Source organism: Corynebacterium uterequi (genome assembly GCF_001021065.1).
Lineage (GTDB): Bacteria > Actinomycetota > Actinomycetes > Mycobacteriales > Mycobacteriaceae > Corynebacterium > Corynebacterium uterequi.
Map to the genome: position 1 here is coordinate 1,709,239 of NZ_CP011546.1, position 20,048 is coordinate 1,729,286.

Consider the following 20,048-nt stretch of genomic DNA (forward strand, 5'->3'; position numbering starts at 1 on the left):
CGCGACTGGAGCAGCACACCGGGTGGGACCCCTTAAGGGATGCGATGGGCATCACTTAAGGTAAGGCGCATGAAGTTTCCGAGCCTTGAAGAATTGAAAGCCCGCGGGACCCGTAAGTGGACGGTGTACCCGGAGGACGTCTTGCCCCTGTGGATCGCGGAGAGCGACTTCCCCACCGCCCCGGCGGTGAAGGCCAAGATTCAACAATGCGTGGATAACGAGTCCTTTGGCTACACCCCGGCCACCTCGAATCTTCCGACCGCGATGGCCGACTTCTACGAGCGTCGGTACGGCTGGCGGCCCGACCCGGCGAGGATCATCCCCATCCCCGACGTCGTCCGCGGCATGCTGCTCGGCATTGAGTACTTCACCCGGCCGGACTCGGCCGTCGTTGTCCCGACGCCGATCTACCCGCCGTTCCTCGCCCTGCCGGAGACGGCCGGCCGCGAGAAGATCGAGATCGAGGGCCGCGGCGGCCTCGACCTCAGCGAGGTAGAGGAGGCGTTTAAGGCCGGCGCGGGCAGCATCCTCATCGCTAACCCCACCAACCCCCTGGGCTACACGTTCTCACGCGAGACCCTCATCGCACTCACCGACTTGGCGAGCCGCTACGACGCGCGCGTCATCGTCGACGAGATCCACGCCCCGCTCGTGCTCGACGGCGAGCACGTCGTGGCCGCCGGAGTCTCGGAGACCGCAGCTCGCGTGTGTTTCTCCATCACGGCCCTGTCCAAGGCGTGGAACGTCGCTGGGCTCAAGTGCGCCCAGCTCTACCTCACCAATGACGACGACGTCGCAGTGTGGGAGTCGCTCACCGGGGTGGCCAAGGACGGCACGGGAACCCTGGGAGTTTTCGCGGCGGAGGCCTGCTACCAGGACGAATCCGGCTTCCTCGATGAGGAGATCGCCTACCTGCGCAGCACCCGGGATTGGCTGGCCGACGCGGTGGAGGCCGCAGTGCCGGGCCTGCGCGCCACCCGTGGTCAGGCCACCTACCTCATGTGGCTGGACTTCACCGACACGGCGATCGGTGACGTAGACCAGCCGGCGGCCTGGCTCGTGGAGCACGCGAAGGTAGCCCTGAACGAAGGCACTGATTTCGGCGAAGCCGGGCGCGGGCACGTCCGCCTCAACTTTGCGACCAGCCGGGAGATCCTCGCCGAGGCCGTGCGCCGCATTGGCGACGCGGTGGCGGCGGCGTCGAACTCTTAGGTCGCATCGTTGCCCCGGGAGGTGCGTCGACGGCGCCGGGGCGCTGTTTTCTCTACCCTGGGAACCCATGACCAACGAAGCTGTAGAAATTCCCGATAACGACGTCGACTCCGTGTCGCGGCCGCTGACCGGCGCTGATGGACTCATCGTCGAAAACGAGGCCGTCGAATACGACTCCCCGGCGCCCGCACCGGGCGATAATCCCTGGGAGCGCCCGGACCACCAGTGGTACAAGGACGCCGTCTTCTACGAGGTCCTTGTCCGCGCCTTCTACGACCCGGACAACTCCGGCTCCGGTTCGCTCAAGGGTGTCACCGAGAAGCTCGACTACCTCGCGTGGCTGGGCGTCGATTGCCTGTGGTTGCCGCCGTTTTATGATTCCCCGCTGCGGGACGGCGGCTACGACATCCGCAATTACCGCGAGGTGCTGCCCGAGTTCGGCACGGTGGAGGACTTTGTGGAACTCGTCGACCAGGCGCATAAGCGGGGGATCCGCATCATCACAGACTTGGTGGTCAACCACACCTCCGACCAGCACCCGTGGTTCCAGGAGTCTCGCCACGACCCGGAGGGCCCCTATGGCGATTACTACGTCTGGAGTGACGACCCTCAGCGTTACTCCGAGGCCCGGATCATTTTCATTGACACCGAGGAGTCCAATTGGACGTTCGACCCGGTGCGTAAGCAGTACTTCTGGCATCGTTTCTTCTCCCACCAGCCGGACCTTAACTTCGACAACCCCGAGGTTCAGGAAGCGATGCTCGACGTCATGCGCTTCTGGCTGGAACTCGGCCTTGATGGTTTCCGGCTCGACGCCGTGCCCTACCTCTTCGAGCGGGAGGGCACCAACGGTGAGAACCTCCCGGAGACGCACCAATTCCTCAAGCGGGTGCGCCGGGTCATCGACGAGGAGTACCCGGGGCGGGCCCTGCTCGCCGAGGCCAACCAGATGCCCGACGAGGTAGTGGACTACTTCGGCGACGGCGACGAGTGCCACATGGCCTTCCACTTCCCGGTGATGCCGCGGATCTTTATGGGCGTCCACCAGGGTTCGCGGACTCCGATTTCCGAGATCCTGCGCGACACCCCGGACATTCCGGCCACCGCCCAGTGGGGCATGTTCCTGCGCAATCACGACGAGCTCACCCTAGAGATGGTCACCGACGATGAGCGCGCTTACATGTACAAGCACTACGCGAAGGACCCGCGGATGAAGGCGAACGTCGGCATCCGCCGCCGCCTCGCGCCGCTCCTCGACGGCGACCGCAACCGCCAAGAGCTGCTCACCGCGCTGCTGCTGTCCTTGCCGGGATCCCCGGTGCTGTACTACGGCGATGAGATCGGGATGGGCGACAACATCTGGCTCTACGACCGTGACGGGGTGCGCACGCCGATGCAGTGGTCGTCGGACCGCAACGGCGGATTCTCCAAGGCCGACCCGGAGCGGCTCTACCTGCCGGCCATCCAGAATGACCAATACGGCTACCAGACGATCAACGTCGAGAATCAGATGAAAAAGGAGAACTCCCTGCTGAAGTGGACCCGCGCCCATGTGCAGGTCCGCAAGCAGTACAAGGCCTTCGGCCGCGGCTCCTACCGAGAGCTGTACTCGAAGAACGACGCGGTGCTGTCTTTCCTGCGCGAGTACAAGGGCGAGACCATCTTGTGCATCAACAACCTCGCGTCGACGCCGCAGGGGGTGTCCCTAGACTTGTCTGAGTTCGCCGGCGTCGTTCCCCGAGAGCTGACCGGCGGGGCGTATTTCCCGACCATCGACGACCGGCCGCAGAACTTCACCCTCGCGCCGCACGGTTTCTTCTGGTTCGATCTCACCGGGGAGGAGGACTAGATGAGCATCGCGGACATGCTGATGGGATCCCGTTTTTACGGGGCGAAGAGCGAGGCGATCGACGCGGTGGACGTCGTCGACAGCCGCGACACCCCGGCCGGGTTATGGGCGGTGGTGCGGGTGCACCATGGCACAACTAGTGACCTGTACCAGGTGCTGCTCGACGGCGACGTCGACGTCCTCGGCCAGCGCGCCACGGAGTACGGGCAGGCCCTTGCTGCCGGCACTCCCCTGGGAGCGGGCCAGTTGACCGGGCAAGCACCCATCGCCGGGGAATCCGGGCGCGTGCTCACCGGTGAGCAGTCGAATACCTCCCTGCTCTTCGACTCGGCCATGGTCAAGGTGTTCCGGCGCCTGGAGCCGGGGCTGAGCCCGGACGTGGAGCTGCTGAGCCGGTTGGGCGACTGCCCTCATGTAGCGCCGGTGCGCGGCTGGGTGACGCATACCCTCGGCGGGCAGGACTACACCCTGGCCATGGTGCAGGACTTCGTCCACGGTGGGCGCGACGGCTGGGCCCTCGCGCTGGATTACGCTGCGCGCGGTGAGTCTTTCGCCGCCGAGGCCACCGCGCTGGGCCGGGCAATGCGCGCGGTACACGACGCTTTGGCACGAGAGTTCGGTACCAAGACAGTGCCGGGCGAGGAGGTCGCCTCCCGGCTTTCTGGCCAGGCCCGCGCGTTGGCTACCCGAGTGCCGCAACTGAAGGATTACCTTCCCCAGGTGCTTGATTCCTACGACGAACTTCGCGGCACGGACGTCAGCGTTCAGCGGATCCATGGCGATCTGCACCTGGGCCAGACGCTGCGCACTCATCAGCGCTACGTGCTCATCGACTTCGAAGGTGAGCCGGCGCGGCCGTTGGCTGAGCGGCGCCGCCCAGACAGCCCGCTGCGCGACGTGGCCGGCATGGTGCGTTCCTTGGACTATGCGGCACACTTCAACGGCACGGCGGATACGGGCTGGTCGGCGGAGGCTACCGAGGCGTTGTTGGCCGGGTACGGGGTGCAACCCGGCCCGCTGCTCGACGCCTATCTGGTGGACAAGGCGCTCTACGAAGTTGACTACGAGGCGAATAATCGCCCAGACTGGGTGAGGATTCCGCTGGGGGCCGTGGAGCGGATTATGTCCGCCCGGGCTTAGTTCTTGAGACTCTTGTTTCACGTCACGGGATAGCCCGGTGTACGCTAACGGGCATGTCTAACCCAGTTTCAGCGCCCAAGTCTGTGTCGACCATTATCGTCGTCACGGCGCTCATGCTGTTCTCGATGTTCTTCGGGGCCGGCAACCTCATTTTCCCGCCGGTGCTGGGAGTCAACGCCGGCACGAACTTCTGGCCCGCCATCATCGGCTTCCTCCTTGCCGGTGTGGCCCTGCCGGTCATCGGCATCGTGGCCATCGCCCTGTCCGGCCATAGCGTGCGCGACCTCGCCGGCCGCGCGGGCCGGGTCTTCGGTCTCATCTTCCCGATCCTGGCCTACCTGTCTATCGGCGCGTTCTACGCCCTGCCGCGCACCGGCGCAGTCGCCTTCGAAACCGCCTACACCCCCTTGGGCGGCTCCTCGTCGATGCTGTCCAGCGCCGTGTTCAACCTCGTCTTCTTCGGCATCGCTCTGGCTCTGTCGTGGAACCCGAACACCATCGCCTCCAGCCTGGGCCGCGTGCTGACCCCGGCTTTGGTGATCCTGCTGGCGGTGCTCATTACCATCTCGATGCTGCGGTTCGACACCATCGAGCGCCCCGCCCTGGAGCCCTACGACGCCGCCGCCATGTCTTCGGGCCTGCTGGCGGGATATCTGACGATGGACGCCATCGCCGCGCTGGCCTTCGGCATCGTCGTCATCTCCACGCTGCGTTACAACGGCCTGACCGAGGGTAAGCAGCTGGTCAGCGGCACGATCATTGCCGGTGTCGGCGCGGGCGTCTTGCTCGCCGCCATCTACGTGGGCCTGGGCATCATCGGCCAGGTGCTGCCCACCGCCACCGATCACGAAAACGGCGCCGGCATCCTCGCCGACGCCGCCAACACCACCATGGGCTTCGGCGGGCAGATCGTCTTCTCCGCCATCGTCGTGCTTGCCTGCATGACCACCGCGGTGGGCCTGATCACGTCTACGAGCGAGTTCTTCACCACGATGTTGCCCGGGGTCAAGTACCACGCGTGGGCGGTGTTGTTCACGGTCATGTCCATCTCCATGGCGACGCTCGGTCTCGACACGGTGCTGGCCGTCGCCGCCCCGATCATCGGGTTCATCTACCCGCCGGCGATCACGCTCATGTTCCTTGCCCTCTTTGAGCCCGCCGTGGGCGGAAAGATGAGCTTCAACTGGGCCTTCCGTATCGGCATCTGGGTGTCCGTGGTGTGGTCGGCGCTGACGACCTTCGTCTCCCTGGGGTGGGGTGCGTCCGTCATCGAGCCGCTCATCAACTGGTCGCCGATGCAGGCGGAATCCCTGGGCTGGTTGCTGCCGACCGTCGTCGGCGTCGTCGTGGGTCTCGTTCTCGATGTCACCACGCGGAACAAGGCCACCGCGGTGCCGGCGGATCCGGCTCCCGTGTCCTAAGCCTTCGGAATATTCCCTCTCAGGCGGTCGCTGAATCACAGTGACCGCCTTTTCGCATCGCATTGATTGGGAGTGACCACCGTGTCTCAGCATGTCCCCTTGTCCCTCATCGACTTTTGCACGATCTACGACGCAGAGACACCGGGGCAATCGATGCAGCGCTCCGTGGAGTTGGCCCGCGACGCCGAACGGCTCGGATTCTTAAGGATCTGGTACTCCGAGCACCACAACATGTCCACCATCGCTTCGTCGGCGCCGGCGGTGCTCATTGCCCACATTGCGGCGAATACGTCCACGATCCGGCTCGGCGCCGGCGGAGTCATGCTGCCGAACCACTCCCCCTACGTGGTGGCCGAGCAGTTCGGCACACTGGCGGAGCTGCACCCGGGCCGCATTGACCTGGGCCTGGGCCGCGCCCCCGGCACGGACCAGAACACCCTCGGTCGGGCCCTGCGCCGGCACCCGGCTGCGGCAGAGAACTTCCCCCAAGACGTCGTGGAGCTGCAGAGTTACTTTTCGGACCGCTCCACGATCCCGGGCGTGCGGGCGGTGCCCGGTGCGGGTACGGACGTCCCGCTGTACATCCTCGGTTCCTCGCTTTTTGGCGCGTCGCTGGCGGCCAAACTGGGGCTTCCCTACAGCTTCGCCTCCCACTTCGCCCCGCAGCACCTCACGGCGGCAACCAGCTACTACCGGGACAACTACGTCCCGTCCGAACAGCACCCGGAGCCCTACGTCATCGCGGCGGTCAACGTCATCGCCGACGAGACCTCCGCCGGCGCCCACCAGCAGCGTAGCCTCGTGGAGCGCAACCGGGTGCGGGCGTTTATGACCCGCGGCCGCGTCGGCGCCTCCCTCACCGAGGCACAGCTCGACGGGCTCGTGGCCTCCCCGCAAGGCCGGCAGATCGCGGATATGCTGCGCTACACCGCGTGCGGCACGCCGGAAGAGGTGACGGCCTACCTGGAACAGTTCCAGGACGCGGCACACGCCGACGAGCTCATGATCTCGCTGCAAGGCCCGGACTTCGCCCACGCCCACCGCAGCCTGGAGCTGCTCGCCGGGGCCTGGTTCTAGCGGCCCTGGTCGTCCGCCGGTCGCGGCGCGATCTCCTCCACGATGGTGGTTGTCCGCGCCGGTTCCTCGTCGAGGGCCGAATGTCCGTCCACGTCGAGCGACCCGCCGACGATGACGTCGCCCGGGATGACAAGATTGCCGTCCTCGTCGTAGCCGATGCCCTCCTCCGAGATCTGATTGCCGTCGGCGTCGAATCCCGGCGCGCTCTTGGCCTCTCCGGCCTCTAGCTTCTCGGCAGTGTCGGTCTTCTCCCACCGGCGCGTGCGAGCCCGGTGCTGGGCGGCGGCGTCCTCCGCCATGCCCTTGATGAGCGAGTACATCATGACAAATTGAGTGAGGAAGAACGGCAGTGCGACGATGATGACCACCTGTTGCAGCGTGGTCACCGCCTGGTTTTTGCCCACGAGCAGGATCGCCGCCGTCACCGCCCCGATGGCCACCGCCCAGCCGATGCGGTAGTAGGTGGGCGACTTGCCGGACTCCCCCGTGGCCAGCATGTCATTGACCATGGCGGCGGAGTCGATGGAAGTGACGAAGAAGATAACAATCACCAGCAGGGCAAATCCAGAGACCACGCCGGCAAGGGGATAGTGCTGGAGCAATCCGAAGAGAGCGAAGGGGACGTTACCGTCGGCGACGACGGGGTCGGACAGCGACCCCGGGTTCGCCAACTCGGCCTCAATGCCGGCGCGGCCGAGGACCGCGAACCAGATGATGTCGAATACGGTCGGCAGGAGCAACACCCCGCCGATGAACTCGCGGACCGTTCGCCCGCGCGAAATCGAGGCGATAAACATGCCCACGTACGGCGACCAGCAAATGGACCACGCCCAGTAGAACACCGTCCATTGGCCCTGCCACCCCGGGTTGGTGTGGAAGGAGTCCGTCCAGAACATCAATTCGGGCAACCACGTGGAGTAGATGCCGAAGGATTCGATGATGAAATTCAGCAGGGTGAGCAGCGGCCCGGTGACGAGGATGAAGAGCAGCAGGGCCACGGTCATTCCGATATTGATATTGGACAGGATCTTGATTCCGCGATCCAGGCCGGAGGCGACGGAGATCGACGCTGCCGCGGTGATGACGACGATGACGGCCATCTCCACCCATCCCACGAGCGGGACGCCCCAGAGCATGTTCATGCCGGCGTTGATCTGCAGGGTCCCCAAGCCCACCGACACGGCGATGCCGAACACGGTACCGATGATGGCGAGGATGTCGATGAGCTTGCCCGGAGTCGCGTAAATGCGGCCGTGAAGAACCGGGGCGAACACGCTGGACAGGCGCGGAGGCAGCTTCCGCTTGTGAATGAAATAGCCTAAGGCGAGTCCGGGGATGGTCATGATGACCCACATGTGGACGCCGAAGTGATAGAAGGTGAATCCAAAGGCCTGCTCGATGGCTTCCTGCGACATGGGGGCATAGTCCCCGAGGGGCACGTTCACGGCGTGATTGAGGGGTTCGGCCACGCCCCAGAACATGAGGGTCGCGCCCATTCCGCCGGCGAAAAGCATGGCGAACCACGTCGGTAGTGGGTAGGCGGGCTCGGCGTCGTCGTCGCCTAGCCGCACCGTGGCGAATCGAGAAAAGAAGACTGCTACGAGGAATAAGAAGCCGATGGAGACGCCGCCGATGTACAACCAGTTGAGGTTGGTGGTCAACGCGTCGGCGGTGGCGCCGAAGATGCGTTGACTCGTTTCACCGAACGTCAAGGTGGCGACGACGAAGATCGTGATGAACCCGAGGGCCCCGAAGAATATGAAGGGATCGGACTTGAGACGTCCGGAGGATGTGGTCATGACCCCCTATTATGTCAGGGGTAGCCGCACCTCAAGGTTTTCCGCTGTTCTGATATTATGCCGTCCATGTTTTCGCGCAGGACGATGCTCGCCGCTATGGCCGGCACGGCTGCCACTGCCACTGCTACCGGGTGTTCCGCCGGATCCACCGCCACCCAGGACGGACGGCTGCGTGACTCCGGCATCGTCGTCGGCGCCACCACGGCGCCTGCGTCGCTGGACTTCACCAACACCGGCGGCGCCGCCATCCCGCAGGCGCTCATGGGCAACGTTTTTGAGACCCTGGTCCGCATCGACGCCGACGGCCACCTCGTCGGCCACCTCGCCACCGCCTACGAACTCAGCGACGATGGGCTCACCTACACCTTCCACCTGCGTGAGGGAGTTCGCTTCAGCAACGGCGACGCGTTTACCGCCTTCAGCGCCGCCGCGACCATTGACTACGTCCGCACCTCGTGGACCAACGCGCTGAAGTCCCAGATGGCACCGGTGCAGCGGGCATGGGCGGTGGATGACGCGACCCTCAAAGTTGAGCTACGCAAGCCGTCGAATCGGTGGCTGTGGACCATGGCCACCCTCACCGGGGCCATGATGACTCCGAACGCCTGGCCTGCCGGCGCCACCGCGCCGGTCGGCACCGGGCCCTACACCGTCAGCCGCTTCGTCGCCCTGGAGTCGGTATCTTTCGCCCGCAACCCGGACTATTGGGGCCCACCCGCCGCCGCCGACGCCGCCATCCGCTACTACTCGGACGCCATGAGCGCGGTCAATGGGCTGCTCACCGGGGACGTCGACGTGCTCTACGGGATGCCTTCCCCGGAGCTGTTGGCCTCCCTGCCGCAGCGTTTCACGGTGGACGTCGGCACCACCAACGGCGAAGTGCTGTTGAGCATGAACAACCAGGCCGCGCCCTTCGACGACGTCCGGGTGCGCCGCGCCGTCGCCCACGCCATCGACCGGCGCGCCGTGAGCAACGTGGTGTGGGAGGGCCACGCCGTGGATACCGGCGCCGCCCCGGTCCCGCCGACGGACCCCTGGTTCAGCGGCCGAGACTATGCCCCCTACTCCCCCGCGACGGCCCGGGATCTCCTACGCGAGGCCGGCTACCCCGACGGTGCGGGCCCCCGGGTGGCCATGACTGTGCCCTCGTTGCCCTACGCGGAGGCCTGTGCGGAGCTGGTGTACTCGCAGCTGCGCGACGTCGGCTTCGAGGTGGAGATGACCACGGTGGAGTTTCCGGCCGTCTGGCTCGCCCAGGTCATGGGCGCGGCCGATTATCAGATGTCCATCATCGCCCACGTAGAGTTCCGGGATCTACCCACGCTCTTCGGCAACCCCGAGGGCTATCTTCGCTTCGACGACGCCCGCACCCGAGCCTTGCTCGACCTGGCCGACACCACCGATGACGAGACCGAGCACATGCTCGCCGCGGTGGAACGCATCACTGACCTGATGCCGGCAGTGACGGTGGCGAACCTGCCGAACATCGTGCTGCTCGCGCCCGGGGTGAGCGGCGTGCAGGCCACCGTTATTACCGACTCCATCCCCCTGGCCGGGCTGCGGAAGGAGTAGCGCCCGTGAGAATCCTGCTGCGCTACGCGACGTCGTTGCTGGTGGCGTCGCTGCTCATCTTCGCCGTCATGCGGCTTATCCCCGGCGACCCGGCGCGCATCGCTTTAGGGGTCACCGCCACCGACGACGCCGTCGCCGCCCTCTCCCATCAGCTCGGCACGGACCGGCCCTTACCCACCCAGTACTTCACCTGGATCACCGGGCTGCTCACCGGGGACTTCGGCGTGTCCCTGGCCTCGGGAGAAAACATCACGGCGCTGGTTGTTGACCGCGCCCAAGTCTCGCTTATCCTCTGCGGCGCCGCGATGGTCGCGTCGCTGGCGTTGGCCGTGCCCCTCGGGGTGGCCGCAGCCCGCGGGAGCTGGCTCGTTTCCGCCGCCACCCAGGTCGGCATAGCGATCCCCAGTTTCCTCGCCGCGATCCTCCTCATCGGCCTGTTCTCCGTGCGCCTGGGATGGTTCCCGGCCAACGGATGGGTGCCACCGGGAGACGATCCCGCCGGTTTTGCTTCCCGGATCGTGCTGCCAGTAGTGGCGCTCACCGCCGTGCAGGCGTCGATCCTCACCCGCTACGTCCGCAACGCCGTCCTCGACGTCAGCCACGCCGATCACCTACGGACCGCGCGGGCGCTGGGGGCGTCGCGCACGTCGGCGATGGCCCGGCACGGGGTGCGCAGCGTCGCCCTGCCCGTACTAACCGTCGCCGGGGTGCAGCTGACCAGCCTCATCGTCGGCGCGGTGGTCATCGAGAGGGTGTTTCTTCTTCCCGGGCTGGGATCCATGCTGCTCGACGCGGTGGCCGCCCGAGACATCCCCGTCGTGCAGACCATTGTCATGCTGTTGGTGGTGTTCACCCTCAGCGTTAACCTGCTCGTCGACGTCGCCTACCGGGTCATCGACCCGCGGCTGCGTCGCCAACGCGATCGGAGGCCGGCATGACCCGCGCCCTCATCGGAGGCGGGATCCTCAGTGTCATCCTCGCCACCGCAGTCCTGGCCGCCGTGTGGACTCCCTACGACCCGCTGCACGCCGTGCCGGCCGAACGCCTCATCGCGTTCTCCGCTGAGCACCCCCTGGGCACGGACCGCTTCGGCCGGGACATCCTGTCTCGTCTCATGACCGGTAGCCAGATCACCCTGCTCGTCGGCACGGTCGCCGTCGCTCTTAGTGCCGGGATCGGCACGGCGCTGGGCGTGGTCGCCGGTATGCGCGGCGGCTGGCCGGCCACCGTCATCCTGCGCGGCTCCGACATCCTGCTCGCCTTCCCCGCGCTGCTGCTGGCGATCGTCGCCGGCGCAGTGTTCGGCCCGTCGACGCTCTCGGCGATGATCGCCATTGGTATAGCCGGTGTCCCCGGCTTCGCCCGGGTGGCGCGCGCCGGCACGCTCGGTGTGATGCGCCAGGACTACATCGCCGCCGCGCGTATCAGCGGGCTGAGCCCGGTGACGATCGCCCTGCGCCATGTGCTGCCCAATATCTCCGGCGTGCTCATCGTCCAGTCGACCGTCGCCTTCGCCCTGGCCGTGCTCGCCGAGGCGGCACTGAGCTTCTTGGGCCTGGGCACACCGGCGCCCGAGCCGTCATGGGGTCGGATGCTGTACTCCGCGCAGGCCTCGTTGGGCACGCACTGGCACCTCGCGGTGTGGCCGGGCGCGGCGATCGCCGTGACGGTCCTCGGCGCCAACCTGCTCGGCGACGGCCTGCGTGATCTCCTCGACCCCCACCGGAGGCAGCGTGCTTAGCATCACGGACTTAACCATCGACGGCCTGCTCCACGGAGTGAGCCTGGACATCGCGCCGGGCGGCCGGCTGGGGCTGATTGGCGAGTCCGGCTCGGGGAAGTCCTTGACCGCGTTGTCGGTGATGGGCCTGCTACCGGCGGGGCTGACACCGCGCGGGTCCATCACCTTCGACGGCCAGGAGCTCATCGGGCTACCCGACCGGGCGCATCGCCGGCTGCGAGGTCCACGGATCGCCATGGTGTTTCAGGAACCGATGACGGCGCTCGACCCCATGATGACCATCGGCGCGCAGCTCGCCGAGGCACTCGCCGGCCCGGGCGGGCACCGTCGGCGCGCGCACGCACGCGTGGCACAGCTGCTCGCCGACGTCCAGCTCGACGCCGCCCTGGCCCGGTCCTACCCCCACGAGCTGTCCGGCGGTCAACGCCAGCGGGTCCTCATCGCTATGGCCATCTCTCGGGACCCGGACCTGCTCATCTGCGACGAACCCACCACCGCGTTGGACGTCTTCGTCCAGGACCAAATCCTCACGCTGCTGGAGGATCTCGTCGCCGCCCGCGGCATGGCGCTGTTATTCGTCACCCACGATCTGGGGGTCATCGCCCGGATGTGTGAGGAAGTGGCCGTCATGAGCTCCGGCGAGGTCGTCGAGCGTGGTGGCGTTGCCGAGATTCTGCACACCCCGACTCATCCGTACACTCGGCAACTCGTCGCCGCCTCCCGGCCTGGCCCGCCCGCCTCGCAGCGACCGGTCGGCGAGGAGATCATCCGGGTGGAAGACGCCACCTGGCGGCCCGCGCTGAACGCGGTGAGTCTCACTGTGCGCCGCGGTGAGCGGCTCGGCATCGTCGGCGGTTCCGGCTCGGGCAAGTCCACTCTGCTCGGCCTCATCGCGGGCCTGCGCACGCCGGACTCCGGTACGGTGAGCGTGTCCGGGCGAGTGCACATGGTGTTCCAGGACCCGCAGTCCTCCCTCGACCCGCGAATGCCCGTTGCGACTTCGGTGGCGGAGGCGTGCCGTGGTGATCGGGCAAGGGCCGAGGAGGCGCTTGCGGAGGTGGGAATTGCCGGTGAACGCCACGGGGACCTGCCGCACCAGTTTTCCGGCGGGCAGCGCCAGCGCATTTCCATCGCCCGGGCTAATGCTCCCCGCCCGGATATTCTCTTAGCCGATGAGCCGGTCTCCGCGCTCGACGTCTCGGTCCGTGCCCAGGTCCTCGACGCTCTCAATCGCCTCGTCGACGACCACGGTTTGACCTTGGTGTTTGTGTCGCACGACCTCTCCGTCGTGCGCCAGGTGTGCACGACCGTGGCGGTGGTACACGACGGCGAAATCGTCGAACACGGCCCAACGGAGCAGGTGTGGCAGCGGCCGCAGCATCCCTACACCCAGGCGTTGCTCGCGGCGGTGCCGTCGGTATAGCGGCGTCGACTCGCCCGGACGCCGACGGTAGTGCCGCCTAGCTGGCGGAGGGGCGAAGTAGTAGCGCTGGGTCGACGAGGTGTTCCTCCTCGAACTCAAACTCCTGCTCGATCTCGGCGAAGACACCGTCGTACTCGCGGGAACCGGGGAAACGCATGGCGCTAACCCTACCCCATCGACGTTCGGGCGTCGCCGTCAGCGCACCGATTTGTACAAGCGCTCAAACAGGGCCGCACCGTCGACGCGGAGACCGTCGTGCTGATACTCGGCCGTCTCGATGACGCGGACGTCGGGCAGCAATTCCGCCGTCGCGAGGCTGAGCTCGCGGGGGACGAAGATGTCATCGCGGTAGACCACCGCCGCGACGCGGGCGTCGGCCTGCGCGAGGCCCGCGGCGTCGTAGGCCGGTTCCCACTGATCCCACGCCGCCAGCTGCTCGGCGGCCTCCTTGAAGCCGATGAGCGCCGGGTCTTCGTCGAAGAGCCACGGGTAGATGTGCTCGCCGGTGAGGTAGGTGGGGTCCGCCTCGTCGAACCCGCACTTGGCGCGCAACCGGTGCGCCGACCAGTCGGTGGCCGCCTGGCCTCCCAATCCGCCGTAGATGGACTCATGGATGACCGCGTAGAGGGGATTGGGCTCGAAGGAGACTCGGGAGCCGATCGCCGCCAGGGTGTCTCCGCGCAGGCGCTTCTCCCCGCGCACCCGGTGGAAAGGTTCCTCCAACAGGCCGGCGAGCGTGTCGAAGCCGGCGCCTCGGCCGAGCTCGATGCCGATGGTGCGCAGCCGACGCGAACTCAGCCGCTCCCCTGTTGGGAGGCGTTCATCGTGGTTATCGAGATGATCGCACAGTTCGATGAGGCGGCGGCGAGCCCACGGATTGTCCTCATAGAACCGGTCGTGGCGCCGGCGCAGACTCGCGTACGTGGCGCGGTAGACCTCGTCGGCCCCGAGCATGCTGGGCAATCCGCCGGTGAGATAGGCGTAGCGAATCGCCTGCGGGTGGCGTGAGAGGTAGGCGAGGGTGCAAAAGCCGCCGAAAGACTGCCCGAGGACATCCCAGCGGTCCACTCCGAGGTGGCGGCGCAGGTCCTCGGCGTCGGCGACGATATGCGGGGCTTGGAGCAGCATGAGATGCTTCGCGTCGCACAGCGCAGGGTCCGCGAAGCGATCCAGCCGTGTGGAGCGGCCCGTGCCGCGCTGATCCAGCAGGATGACCCGGTGGTGTTTAAGGGCGGCGGTGATCCAGCCGTCGAAGGTACGCGGCGCCGGGGACCCGGGCCCGCCCTGCAGAAACAGCAATGCCGGGGCGTGTTCTGGGCAATCGGGACGACGCAGCTCACGCGCGTAGAGCTTCAGCTCCCCGAGGCCGGGGTTATCTCGGTCCCAGGGGACGGAAAGCTCGTGATCAATTTTGTGCAACCTCGACATTCTTCCTCATCGTAGTAGCTAGCATCGAGGTCATGACCGACGCCACAACTTTCAAGTCCGATAACCTGAAGATCTCCGCCAACGGCGCGCACGTCCTGTCCGCTGCGACGTCGCTGGGCGAGCTGTTCTACGTCTCCTCCGCGTCTTCCTTTGCCGAGGGCGCCGCAATCCGCGGCGGCAACCCCATCGTCGCCCCCTGGTTCGCCACCTTCCTCGGCGAGCTGCAGCACGGCTGGGCCCGCGTTCAGCAATGGGAGATCTCGGAGGTCGACGGCGGCTTCCACGCCTCCCTGAGCAACGACGGCCTCGTCCTGGGCTTCGACGCCCTCAACGTCAATGATTCCGTGACCCTGCGGCTGACCGTGGAGAACACCACCGACGAGTCCCGGATGTTCCAGATGGCCTTCCACCCGTACTTCGCCGTGTCCAACGTCGAGGAGATCGCCGTGCGCGGGCTCGACGGAGTGGACGTCAGCGACCGGGCGAAGAACGCCCCGGTGCCGAACTTCACCCAGGAAGGCGACATCACCTTCTCCGGCGAGGTGGACCGCATCTACCACGCGTCGAAGACCGTCGAGATTGTCGACGCCGAGCGTGTGCTGAGCATCTCCGCGGTGGGGGCGGACTCTACCATCGTGTGGAACCCGGGTGCGGAGAAGGCCGACACCATGGCTGATCTGGGTGCCGGCGAGTTCCCGGGCTTCGTGTGCGTCGAGCCCGCGCTGCTGGGTGCGGACTTCACCCAGGGCGTGCAGCTCTCCCCGGGTGAGATCACCACCTTGGAGATGACTGTTAACGTGTCAGCGCGTTCTTAGTCACCGTCACCGTCCAGCCGGCCGCGCCTTCCTGAGCGAACTCGGAGATGGCGTGGCCGTTGTCGGCTGCCCACTGGGGGATGGAATCCGTTCCCTGCGTGCAGTCGAAGGAGATGACCATCTCGTCGCCGTCGTCGAGGGTGGCGATCGCCTCCTTGGCTTCGACGAGCGGGAAGGGGCACACCATCCCCATGGCGTCGAGGTGATAGCGGTGCGCCGTGAGCTGGGTGAGCTTCTCGGTGACCGGGGCCTTGGTCTTGGTGGCTACTCCTAGGAAACCGCTGGCCACCGGGATGTTGGCGAGGTAATCCGTGGCCGGGGCGGCCGGCGCCGCACCGCCGACGGCGGGCTGGTCGCGCCGGGTCTGCGGCGCCACCGGCGCCGGGCGCTTCTTCGGCGTGATCCACAGCTTGGCCCCGAGGCCGATGCCCAGCGCGATGGCTCCCAGCGCCACCCAGCCCTGGAAGCTGAACAGGGACGTCTCGACCATGCCGTTGCCCACGGTGCAGCCGCCGGCCAGGGTGGCGCCGACGCCCATGAACACCCCACCCCAGACCGAGCGAACGGCCACGGTGGCGTCGGGAACCCGGACGCGGAACTCGCCGGTGGCCTTCGCGGCCGCGTAGGCGCCGATGAGCAAGCCGACGACGAGCATGACACCCCAGTTCAGGCGGGCGGGGTCGCCGGTGGCGGTGAAGGTGATGATGTCGGCCGTCGGCGTGGTGATTCCCAGCCCCGAGTTACGCCCCGCAGCCGCCGAGAGCGGCCACGCGATGACCCCGAGTAGACCGACCAGTACACCAGCGGTGTACATGTGCAGCGGCTTCTTGTACCAGGGAGCGTCGATCATCGCCTTGGGGCGGGCGGCGTCCTTGACCAGGAAGTACCGGGCGGCGACGAGTGTGCCGGCGCTCAGGGCGAGGGCGAACACCCAGGGGCTCAGCCCTGTCGCCTCGGGGAGGGTGGTCCAACCGGTGTCGTAGGACTTCATCCAGGCGTCGAATTTATTGAGGACGCCGTACTTCATCGCCGCTGCGGACAGGCCGTAGGTCAACAGGGCGATCCATGACCCGACCAGGCCTTCGGCGGAGCGGTACCACGTGCCAGAGGCGCATCCGCCAGCGAGCACGATGCCGAGGCCGAAGAGCAATCCGCCAACGATGACCGCAGCCGGGGCGAACGTGGAGTACTCCGGGGCGATAACGCCGGCGCTGGTCAAGGCGGCGAGACCGACCGCGTGGACGGAGATGACGATGAACAACGCAACGAGGTTGCGCCAGGTATTAGACAACCAGATGTCCCGGATCATGCCGGTGACGCAGAAGCGCCCTCGTTGCATGACGACGCCTAGCAGTACGCCGACGCCAAGGCCCGTGAGGATCATCGAAAACCCGCCTTTTCTTCAGGGGTACACAGTGTCCCGTGAAGTTTAAGACAGCTCGGTACGCTTTGTCCAGTTTTTCCGAACCGCTCGGTCTATAGCGGGTTTGTCGTAGCCAGGCGCCGGCCTATCCCTCGTCGGTAGACAACGCCGCGACGAAGGCCTCCTGCGGCACCTCCACCGAGCCAATGTTCTTCATCCGCTTTTTACCAGCCTTCTGCTTCTCCAGCAGCTTGCGCTTACGGGAAACGTCGCCGCCGTAGCACTTTGCCAACACGTCCTTGCGCAAGGCCCGAATGTTCTCCCGGGCGATGATCTTGGAACCGATCGCCGCCTGGATAGGCACCTCGAACTGCTGACGCGGGATGAGCTCACGCAGCTTCTTGGTCATCTTCAGCCCGTAGTGGCGGGCGTCGTCGCGGTGCACGATGGCGCTAAACGCGTCCACGGGCTCCCCCTGCAGCAAGATGTCCACCTTGACCAGGTCCGCCTCCTGCTCCCCCGCCTCTTCGTAGTTGAGCGAGGCGTAACCGCGTGTGCGGGACTTCAACAGGTCAAAGAAATCGAAGATGATCTCGCCGAGCGGCATGATGTAACGCAGCTCCACGCGGTCCTCGGACAGGTAGTCCATGTTCTTCATCTGCCCGCGCTTGCTCTGGCACAGCTCCATGGTGGTGCCGACGAACTCGCTGGGCACAATGATCGTCATATTGACGATGGGCTCGTACACCGCCTCATTCTTGCCCTCCGGCCACTCCGAAGGATTATGGACGTGGTACTCCTCGCCGGACTCATTAACGACGTGATAGGACACGCTCGGGGCCGTGGAGATGAGATCGAGATCGAACTCCCTCTCCAGCCGGTCGCGGGTGATCTCCATATGCAACAGACCTAAGAAACCACAGCGGAAGCCGAAGCCCAAGGCCACCGACGTTTCCGGCTCGTAGGTCAACGAAGCGTCGTTGAGCTGCAGCTTTTCCAGCGCATCGCGAAGATCCGGGAACTCCGCCTGGGACACCGGAAACAGGCCGGAATACACCATGGGGTTGGGGTCCTCATAGCCTTCCAGGGCCTGCACAGCGCCGTTCGCCGCCCACGTGATCGTGTCGCCCACCTTCGTTTCGCGGACGTCCTTCACGCCGGTAATAACGTAACCCACCTCGCCGGGGCCGAGGCCCTGACACGGCTTCGGGGTGGGCGAAACGACGCCGATTTCGAGGATCTCGTGCGTGGCCCCGGTCGCCATCATCTTGATCTTCTGACGTGGTTTAAGGGTGCCGTCGACCATGCGGATGTAGGTCACCACGCCCCGGTAGGTGTCGTACACCGAGTCGAACACCAAGGCTCGCGCCGCCGCGTCACCCGGCTCCGTCGTCACCGGTGCGGGAACCAGCTCGGTGAGCCGGTCGAGCAGCGCCTCCACGCCCTCGCCGGTCTTACCGGACACGCGCAGCACCTCCTCGGGCTCACAGCCGATAATGTGAGCGATCTCCTCGGAGTACTTGTCGGGGTCCGCGGCCGGCAGGTCAATTTTGTTGAGAACCGGGATGATCTCCAGGTCCTTTTCCATCGCCAGGTACAGGTTGGCCAACGTCTGCGCCTCGATGCCCTGAGCGGCATCCACGAGGAGGATAGCCCCCTCACACGCCTCAAGGGCGCGGGAGACCTCGTAGGTGAAGTCGACGTGGCCGGGGGTGTCGATCATCTGCAGGATCATCCGCTCACCGGCATGCTCGCCCGAGCGGGGAATCCACGGCAGGCGAACGTTCTGCGCCTTGATGGTGATGCCGCGCTCGCGCTCGATATCCATGTTGTCCAGGTACTGGTCGCGCATGTCTCGCTCAGCCACGACGGCCGAGAGCTGCAGGATTCGGTCCGCCAACGTCGACTTACCATGATCGATGTGGGCGATGATGCAGAAATTGCGGATCTTATCCAGATCCGTAAACGTCTGCTCCGCGTAATTCGTGCTCAATCCTCAAAGCTCCTTAACAACAACAATCCCCGGGGCTGCTTTCTCCTTGACGAGAGTAACACTGACCTTTACAACGGCTGTAGACTTGGGAGGATACTTCCACGGCCGTCGCGACCTCAGGGCTCCCCCGTGCGCACTGCGACGACCTCAGCGACCAGGACGTGATTACCCGTGTTCTTTCGCCAGCGCAAGCGACACAGCGTCGAAGACGCGCTGAAGGCACTGCGCAGCCGCCTGGGGCTCACGGAGTCCACGGAGCCGGCGGACGCCGCACGCACCATCGCCACCATCACCGTCCACAAGACCGAGGACAAAGCCCGCGCGATCGTGTACGGGGCGGACATCGACGGCCAAGTCGAGGCCGGCGAGGTGGTGTGGCTGTGGGTGCCGGCTAACCCGCCAGCGGAACGCGTCATGCTCGTCGTCGGCCGCACCCTGGCCGGAGACGTCCTCGGGCTCCTCATCTCTCCCGACGAGCGCCATGCCGACGAACCCGAGTGGATCAGCATCGGCACCGGCTACTGGGAACCCAGCGGGCATCCGACGTGGATCCGCCTAGACAAGCTCATCGAGGTCCCCGAGCACGACGTCCGACGGGAGGGGCTGCTCTTTCCCGAGCGCCGTTTTGACAGGCTTGCTCAGGAACTGCGCCGCCGTTTTGGCTGGTTCTGACCTTAGGTGGTAGAGTTCTCCAGGTTATTCACGATCGCCGCGTGATCGGCCTTCCAGGCGGGCAGGACCTTGGGCTCGCATTGTGAAGCGTCGTTACGTTCTTCCACGGCGATGGTGGGTCGAAAACAATAAAGTTCTACGACTCGAAAGTCAAGAGGTTTTTCACCATGGCTAACATCAAGCAGCAGAAGAAGCGCGTTCTCACCAACGAGAAGCGTCGTCAGCGCAACCAGGCCGTTCGCTCCGCCGTGCGCACGGAGATCCGCAAGTTCCGCGAGGTCGTCGAGACCGGCGACAAGGCGGCCGCCGAGACCCAGCTGCGGGTCGCTTCCCGCGCGCTGGACAAGGCCGTCACCAAGGGCGTCTTCCACCGCAACAACGCAGCGAACAAGAAGTCCAAGATGGCCAAGGCCTTCAACTCCATGGCCTAACGCTTCACCGCCCCGTCGTGGGGCGTGAACGTCTTTACCCCGGCTACCTCGACGCAGCGTCCCTTTCCCGGACCGCCGAACGGAAGCCGGGGTTTTCCTATGCCCTACCCGG

Annotated in this window: 16 protein-coding genes; 12 read left to right on the top strand and 4 right to left on the bottom strand. The window is 65.9% G+C overall.

The window, feature by feature from the left end; genetic code table 11:
* The first annotated feature begins 69 nt into the window (after positions 1-69).
* From CUTER_RS07930 to CUTER_RS07950, 5 genes are all read left to right on the top strand, one after another.
* The gene (locus tag CUTER_RS07930; protein ID WP_047259977.1) at positions 70-1,212 is read left to right on the top strand and encodes a MalY/PatB family protein; all 1,143 of its coding nucleotides are present in this window, start codon (positions 70-72) and stop codon (positions 1,210-1,212) included.
* A 67-nt stretch (positions 1,213-1,279) separates the two neighbouring features.
* On the top strand, positions 1,280-3,061 hold the full coding sequence (treS, locus tag CUTER_RS07935; RefSeq protein WP_047259978.1) for a maltose alpha-D-glucosyltransferase: 1,782 nt from the start codon (positions 1,280-1,282) through the stop codon (positions 3,059-3,061).
* Positions 3,062-4,201 carry a phosphotransferase gene (locus CUTER_RS07940; RefSeq protein WP_047259979.1) on the top strand — a complete coding sequence of 380 codons (1,140 nt, stop codon included), beginning with the start codon at positions 3,062-3,064 and terminating at the stop codon, positions 4,199-4,201.
* A gap of 53 nt (positions 4,202-4,254) precedes the next feature.
* The gene (gene brnQ, locus CUTER_RS07945; protein WP_047259980.1) at positions 4,255-5,622 is read left to right on the top strand and encodes a branched-chain amino acid transport system II carrier protein; all 1,368 of its coding nucleotides are present in this window, start codon (positions 4,255-4,257) and stop codon (positions 5,620-5,622) included.
* 81 nt (positions 5,623-5,703) lie between these two features.
* Positions 5,704-6,699: an LLM class flavin-dependent oxidoreductase gene (locus CUTER_RS07950; RefSeq protein ID WP_082121416.1), complete on the top strand. Its 996-nt coding sequence runs from the start codon at positions 5,704-5,706 to the stop codon at positions 6,697-6,699.
* On the opposite strand, the gene CUTER_RS07955 is transcribed toward CUTER_RS07950, so the two are convergent.
* Positions 6,696-8,498, bottom strand: coding sequence for a BCCT family transporter (locus CUTER_RS07955; RefSeq protein ID WP_047259982.1), 1,803 nt, complete (start codon positions 8,496-8,498; stop codon positions 6,696-6,698). The two genes, CUTER_RS07950 and CUTER_RS07955, sit on opposite strands and share 4 nt — an antisense overlap.
* A gap of 66 nt (positions 8,499-8,564) precedes the next feature.
* Here CUTER_RS07955 and CUTER_RS07960 point away from each other — a divergent pair, with 66 nt between their 5' ends.
* From CUTER_RS07960 to CUTER_RS07975, 4 genes are read left to right on the top strand one after another with little or no spacing between them, the layout of a single operon-like run.
* The gene (locus tag CUTER_RS07960) at positions 8,565-10,070 is read left to right on the top strand and encodes an ABC transporter substrate-binding protein (protein ID WP_047260707.1); all 1,506 of its coding nucleotides are present in this window, start codon (positions 8,565-8,567) and stop codon (positions 10,068-10,070) included.
* Positions 10,071-10,075: 5 nt separating this feature from the next.
* A complete protein-coding gene (locus CUTER_RS07965; protein WP_047259983.1) occupies positions 10,076-11,008 on the top strand; it encodes an ABC transporter permease in 933 nt (310 codons plus the stop codon).
* Entirely contained in the window at positions 11,005-11,811 is an 807-nt protein-coding gene (locus tag CUTER_RS07970; RefSeq protein WP_047259984.1) for an ABC transporter permease, read from the top strand. The genes CUTER_RS07965 and CUTER_RS07970 overlap by 4 nt, the downstream gene beginning before the upstream one ends.
* A complete protein-coding gene (locus CUTER_RS07975) occupies positions 11,804-13,234 on the top strand; it encodes an ATP-binding cassette domain-containing protein (protein ID WP_047260708.1) in 1,431 nt (476 codons plus the stop codon). The genes CUTER_RS07970 and CUTER_RS07975 overlap by 8 nt, the downstream gene beginning before the upstream one ends.
* Before the next feature lie 195 nt (positions 13,235-13,429).
* On the opposite strand, the gene CUTER_RS07980 is transcribed toward CUTER_RS07975, so the two are convergent.
* Positions 13,430-14,653: an alpha/beta fold hydrolase gene (locus CUTER_RS07980; RefSeq protein ID WP_407919162.1), complete on the bottom strand. Its 1,224-nt coding sequence runs from the start codon at positions 14,651-14,653 to the stop codon at positions 13,430-13,432.
* A gap of 41 nt (positions 14,654-14,694) precedes the next feature.
* Between CUTER_RS07980 and CUTER_RS07985 the strand changes: the two genes are divergently transcribed.
* The gene (locus CUTER_RS07985) at positions 14,695-15,477 is read left to right on the top strand and encodes an aldose epimerase family protein (RefSeq protein WP_047259986.1); all 783 of its coding nucleotides are present in this window, start codon (positions 14,695-14,697) and stop codon (positions 15,475-15,477) included.
* On the opposite strand, the gene CUTER_RS07990 is transcribed toward CUTER_RS07985, so the two are convergent.
* Together CUTER_RS07990 and lepA are read right to left on the bottom strand one after the other, a co-directional pair.
* Positions 15,455-16,861: a YeeE/YedE thiosulfate transporter family protein gene (locus CUTER_RS07990; protein WP_047259987.1), complete on the bottom strand. Its 1,407-nt coding sequence runs from the start codon at positions 16,859-16,861 to the stop codon at positions 15,455-15,457. The two genes, CUTER_RS07985 and CUTER_RS07990, sit on opposite strands and share 23 nt — an antisense overlap.
* A gap of 124 nt (positions 16,862-16,985) precedes the next feature.
* Positions 16,986-18,833 (bottom strand): translation elongation factor 4, encoded by a 1,848-nt coding sequence (gene lepA, locus CUTER_RS07995; protein WP_047259988.1) that lies wholly within the window; start codon positions 18,831-18,833, stop codon positions 16,986-16,988.
* Between the two features lie 171 nt (positions 18,834-19,004).
* On the opposite strand from lepA, the gene CUTER_RS08000 reads away from it, so the two are divergent.
* Together CUTER_RS08000 and rpsT are read left to right on the top strand one after the other, a co-directional pair.
* On the top strand, positions 19,005-19,505 hold the full coding sequence (locus CUTER_RS08000) for a type II toxin-antitoxin system PemK/MazF family toxin (protein WP_047259989.1): 501 nt from the start codon (positions 19,005-19,007) through the stop codon (positions 19,503-19,505).
* 167 nt (positions 19,506-19,672) lie between these two features.
* Positions 19,673-19,936 carry a 30S ribosomal protein S20 gene (rpsT, locus tag CUTER_RS08005; RefSeq protein ID WP_047259990.1) on the top strand — a complete coding sequence of 88 codons (264 nt, stop codon included), beginning with the start codon at positions 19,673-19,675 and terminating at the stop codon, positions 19,934-19,936.
* Positions 19,937-20,048: the final 112 nt, after the last annotated feature.